General features: G+C 73.6%; 3 protein-coding genes. 1 reads left to right on the top strand and 2 read right to left on the bottom strand.

Annotated elements, in window-relative coordinates; translation table 11 throughout:
• Window positions 1-48: 48 nt before the first annotated feature.
• Together ACFW1A_RS38960 and ACFW1A_RS38955 are read right to left on the bottom strand one after the other, a co-directional pair.
• Window positions 49-2,109: a glycosyl hydrolase family 18 protein gene (locus tag ACFW1A_RS38960; protein WP_380418157.1), complete on the bottom strand. Its 2,061-nt coding sequence runs from the start codon at window positions 2,107-2,109 to the stop codon at window positions 49-51.
• 325 nt (window positions 2,110-2,434) lie between these two features.
• Window positions 2,435-3,238 carry a class I SAM-dependent methyltransferase gene (locus ACFW1A_RS38955; RefSeq protein ID WP_380418155.1) on the bottom strand — a complete coding sequence of 268 codons (804 nt, stop codon included), beginning with the start codon at window positions 3,236-3,238 and terminating at the stop codon, window positions 2,435-2,437.
• Window positions 3,239-3,664: 426 nt separating this feature from the next.
• Between ACFW1A_RS38955 and ACFW1A_RS38950 the strand changes: the two genes are divergently transcribed.
• The gene (locus tag ACFW1A_RS38950) at window positions 3,665-4,459 is read left to right on the top strand and encodes a transglycosylase SLT domain-containing protein (RefSeq protein WP_380418153.1); all 795 of its coding nucleotides are present in this window, start codon (window positions 3,665-3,667) and stop codon (window positions 4,457-4,459) included.
• Window positions 4,460-4,516: the final 57 nt, after the last annotated feature.

Below are 4,516 nucleotides of genomic sequence, written 5' to 3'. Positions count from 1 at the left end.
GGCCGACCCCTCGGCGGAGGGGTCGGCCGGGCCGCTGCGGGCGCAGGGTCAGCTGATGGCGAAGTCGTCGCCGTAGACGTTGCCCTGCGCGTACCAGCCGTGCAGGTAGACGGTCACGGTGCCGTTGGCGCCGGTGGTGAACGGAACGGTCAGCTTGGTCCAGCCGGAGCCGGAGGCCCAGGTCGAGCCGGTCGCGCCGCCGCTGACGCCGAGGTAGGCGTAGCTGCCCTGGACCCAACCGGTCAGCGTGTAGGCGTGGTTGGGCAGCAGGGTGACGGTCTGGTCGCACTCGCCGGTCTGGCTGCCGGTGGCCGCCGCCTGCAGCGCGTGGGACCCGGAGTGCACCGGGGTGCTGACCACGGCGCCGCCGCTCTGGCAGGTCCACGGGCTCAGGCTGCCGGTCTCCAGGCCGCCGTTGACCAGCGAGCCGCCGGTGCTGCCACCGGTGACGGTCAGGGTGTAGGTGGCGGTGTGGCTGCCGGAGGCGGCGGTGCCGGTGACGGTCAGCGGGTAGCTGCCCGGGGCGGCGGCCGCGGTGGTGCTGATGGTCAGGGTGGCGTTGGCGCCGGCGGTGACGGAGGCCGGGTTGACGGTGGCGGTGACGCCGGCGGGGGCGCCGGAGACCGACAGGGCCACGGACTGGGCGGCGCCGGAGGTGACGGCGGTGGCGACGGTCGCCGTGGTGGACGAGCCGGCCGCGACCGACCCGGCGGCCGGGGAGGCCGAGAGCGAGAAGTCGTTGGCCGTCGTGCCGGTGACGGTCAGGGTGTAGGTGGCGGTGTGGCTGCCGGAGGCGGCGGTGCCGGTGACGGTCAGCGGGTAGCTGCCCGGGGCGGCGGCCGCGGTGGTGCTGATGGTCAGGGTGGCGTTGGCGCCGGCGGTGACGGAGGCCGGGTTGACGGTGGCGGTGACGCCGGCGGGGGCGCCGGAGACCGACAGGGCCACGGACTGGGCGGCGCCGGAGGTGACGGCGGTCGCGATCGTCGCCGAGGTGGACGAGCCCGGGGCCACCGAGCTGGCGGCCGGCGAGTCGCTCAGCGAGAAGTCGTTGGTGGTGGTGCCGCCGCCCGAGGTGAAGGGCTCCAGCGCGTGGCTGAAGTCCCAGGTGCCCTGGGCGATGCCGGAGCAGGTGTCGGACCCGGCGGTGCCGACGCAGCCGCCGTTGTCGCGCTGCAGCGCCCAGAAGGAGAGCGTGTTGACGCCCTTGGCGGTGGCCCAGGTCTGGACGTTCTGCGCGTCGGCCACCGTGGTGGTCTCGGCCGCGCCGAAGTCGTCGATGCCCGGCATCAGGATGATGCCGATCGAACCCCACAGCTGGGCGGCCGACTTGCTCGGGTAGAGCTTGGCCAGCTGGCCGTAGAGGCCGGTCGCCGCGTTCTCCGCGTCGGTGCCCATCTCGTGCGACGCGTTGTCGTAGTAGTCGAAGGTCATGATGTTGACCACGTCGATGCGCGCGTTGTTGGTGACCGCGTTCTTCAGCACCGCCAGGCCGCTGGAGGCCAGGCCGCTGGTGGTGGTCGGCAGGGTGTAGGAGAACTGCACGGTGCGCCCGTTGGCCGCGGCCCAGTCCTCGACCAGCTTGACCGCCTTGTTGCGGCGGTCGATGCCGGCGGTGTTGGTCAGCGAGTTGTCCTCGGTGTCCAGGTCGATCCGGCTGACGTTGTAGGTGGTGATCACCGACTCGTAGGCCGCCGCGATCTTGTTCACGTCGGTGCAGCTGTCGGCGATCTCGGTGCCGCCGTTGTCGGCGGCGTAACCGCCGAAGGAGGGGATCGCGTCCCCGCCGTTCTGCTGGAGGGTGGCGATGTCGCTGCCGAAGTTGGCGCTGGTGATCGGGGTGCTGGTGTCCCCGTCCCAGTACGGGGTGCACGAGCCCTTGGTCTCCGCCTGGACGAAGGCCATGCTCAGGTACTTGTTGCCGGACTGGGAGGCCAGCGAGGCGGGGCTGCCCGGGGTGTACGCCTCGTAGTAGGGGGCGAAGACGTGGGCGGGCAGGGGGGTCCCGGTGGTGGCGGCGTGGGCGGCGGTCCCGCCGACCAGCAGGCCGGCCGAGGCGGCCAGAGTGGCGCCGGCGGTCAGGACCGCCCGGAGGGATCTGTGAAGTCGCATCAGTGCTCCAGCAGACGTGTATGGGGGAAAGTGGCGCGCGAACAGGTGTGGCACAAACAGGATTTGCGCATGACAACGACCGGCACGGAACTGCCGGTTCGACGGTCAGGCGACAAGGTTCGGGGGGCGGTTGGGCGAATCAGGGCAGGGCAGGTCCCCGCCGGCCGGTGGTCACACCCCCACAGTGCATCCCGGTCGGATGGACAGGTCCCATCGTTGGACTAGACCAGTTATCTGTCAAGAGACCTAACAATCCGTCGGGCCGATCCGGCGCACCCCGGCAGCTCGGGCCGGGGTGCGACGGATCGTCAACACGACTGCGCAGTCAGCGAGTTCCGACGGTCAGCAGATGGCCGCTGACACCCAGCAGGGAGGGCTCCGACTCGGCGGCGCGCAGCGCGGCGAGCACGACCGCCCGCTGCTCCGGGTCGTCCAGCCGCCCGTCGAGGCCCAGCAGCCAGGCCGCGCCCTCCAGTCCGTACTGCCCGCCCGGAGCCAGCCCCGCCTCGGCGAACTCCACCGGCACCTCGGCGGCCAGGTGGAAGTAGGCGGTGGTGAACAGGTTCTGCCCGCTCGCCGGACGCAGCGTGCCGCCCGCCACGCAGGCGTCGGTGGCACGCCGGTTGGCCGGCTCGAAGTAGGCGCCGCTGCGCATGGTGTCGTGCAGGCCGGCGAACCGGTTGATGGTCGCGGCCACCACCGCGCCGCCCGGACGCACCACCCGGCGGGCCTCGGCCAGCGCGCGCAGCCGGTCGGCGCGCTCCGGCAGGTGGTACAGCGGGCCGAGCAGCAGCACCGCGTCGAAGGAGGCGTCGGGCGCGGCCAGCTCCCGGGCGTCACCGAGCGTAGCCGTCACCCCGGCCAGTCGGGAGGCCTGCTCGACGTGCAGCGGGACCGGATCGACCAGGGTCACCCGGTGGCCGTCGCCGGCCAGCCACGCGGCGTGCACGCCGGCGCCGCCGCCCACGTCCAGCACCCGGTGCGGGCCGGGGCCGAGCCCGTCCAGCACCCGACGCAGCACGTCCTGGGTCCGCCACAGCTCCAGGCGGTTGTGCCCGCGCAGCAGCCGGCCGGCCTCCTCGCCGCGGGAGTAGTAGGCGAGGACTTCGGGAGCGAGGGAGTTCGTCATGGCCGGACAGCCTGGCGCGGGCCGCACAGGAGCCGCAATCGGGTTTCCCGGCGACTACGCAGGGTGGCCGCCCTGGTGAGCATGCCCACAGGGTGTTCCGGGCCACCCTCCGCTCCGGCGGGACGTCGCGGCCCGGTTGAGCCGATCCGGCGATCGGCCGTGACCGGGCCGCTACCGGGCGTGCGGGGGCCCTGCTTGCTGCCCTCGGCCGGCGCACGTTAAACCTGGACGAGTCGCCAAGCGCACCGCCCGCACCGGGTCGCAGATCCGGGTTCGCGAGAGTCACCGGTGGGGCGCTTTCCGTACGGCACCGACCGGTCTCCGGGGTGCCCCACGGTCACCGACGCGTCCATGCCGCAGCACCCGGCCCCGCGCCGCGCTGCTGCCGTGCGCCCGGAGGCCGGCAACACGAAGAGGTAATCCTTGATGCGCAGCGCCCTGATGACCACCGCTCGTCACCGTTCGTCCGTGGTCCTCGCCTCGGTCGGCCTGGCCGCCACCTGCGCCGCCTCCGCCGTGGCCTTCGCGCTCCCCTCCGACGCCGCCACCGTGGCCGGCGGCACTGCCGCCGCTGCCCCCGTCGCGACGACCCAGGGCGCCGAGCTCAAGCTGTCCCACAACGGCTCGCCGAACGGCGGCGCCCCGGCCGTGGCCGCGGGCGACACCGGCAGGATCGAGTCCGCCCCGTACCTGAAGGGCACCGCCAAGGGCGACGCCGGTCACACCGTGACCACCGCCCCGTACGGCGCGCCCGCGCAGGCCGAGCCGGCCACCCCGGCCGCCCAGCCCGCCGCCGCCCAGCCGCAGGCCCCGCAGCAGGCGCCCGCGCCACAGCCGGCCGCGCAGCCCGCGCCGCAGCAGAACGACCAGCCCGCCTCGCGCTCCGAGGACCGCCCGGCCCTGGCCGCCGCCCCGGTGGCGACCGACACCAGCCCGAGCGGCGTGCGGGCGCTGGCGCAGAGCATGGTCCCGGCGGGCCAGTGGAACTCCTTCGCCAACATCGTCAGCCACGAGAGCAGCTGGAACCTGACGGCCACCAACCCGTCCTCCGGTTCCTACGGCCTGGGCCAGGCCCTGCCGGCCAGCAAGATGGCCTCGGCCGGCTCCGACTGGCGCACCAACCCGGTGACCCAGATCAAGTGGACCCTGAACTACATGAACGAGCGCTACGGCAGCCCGAACGCCGCCTGGGTGTTCTGGCAGAACCACCACTGGTACTGATCCCCGGGCCGACCGCAGCCCCGTGACACCGCGCCCCGCCGAGCGACTGCTCGGCGG

It is taken from the genome of Kitasatospora sp. NPDC058965 (assembly GCF_042741245.1).
Taxonomy (GTDB): domain Bacteria; phylum Actinomycetota; class Actinomycetes; order Streptomycetales; family Streptomycetaceae; genus Kitasatospora.
Note: the sequence above shows the minus strand (reverse complement) of the source record. Positions and strands in the feature narration are given on the sequence as shown.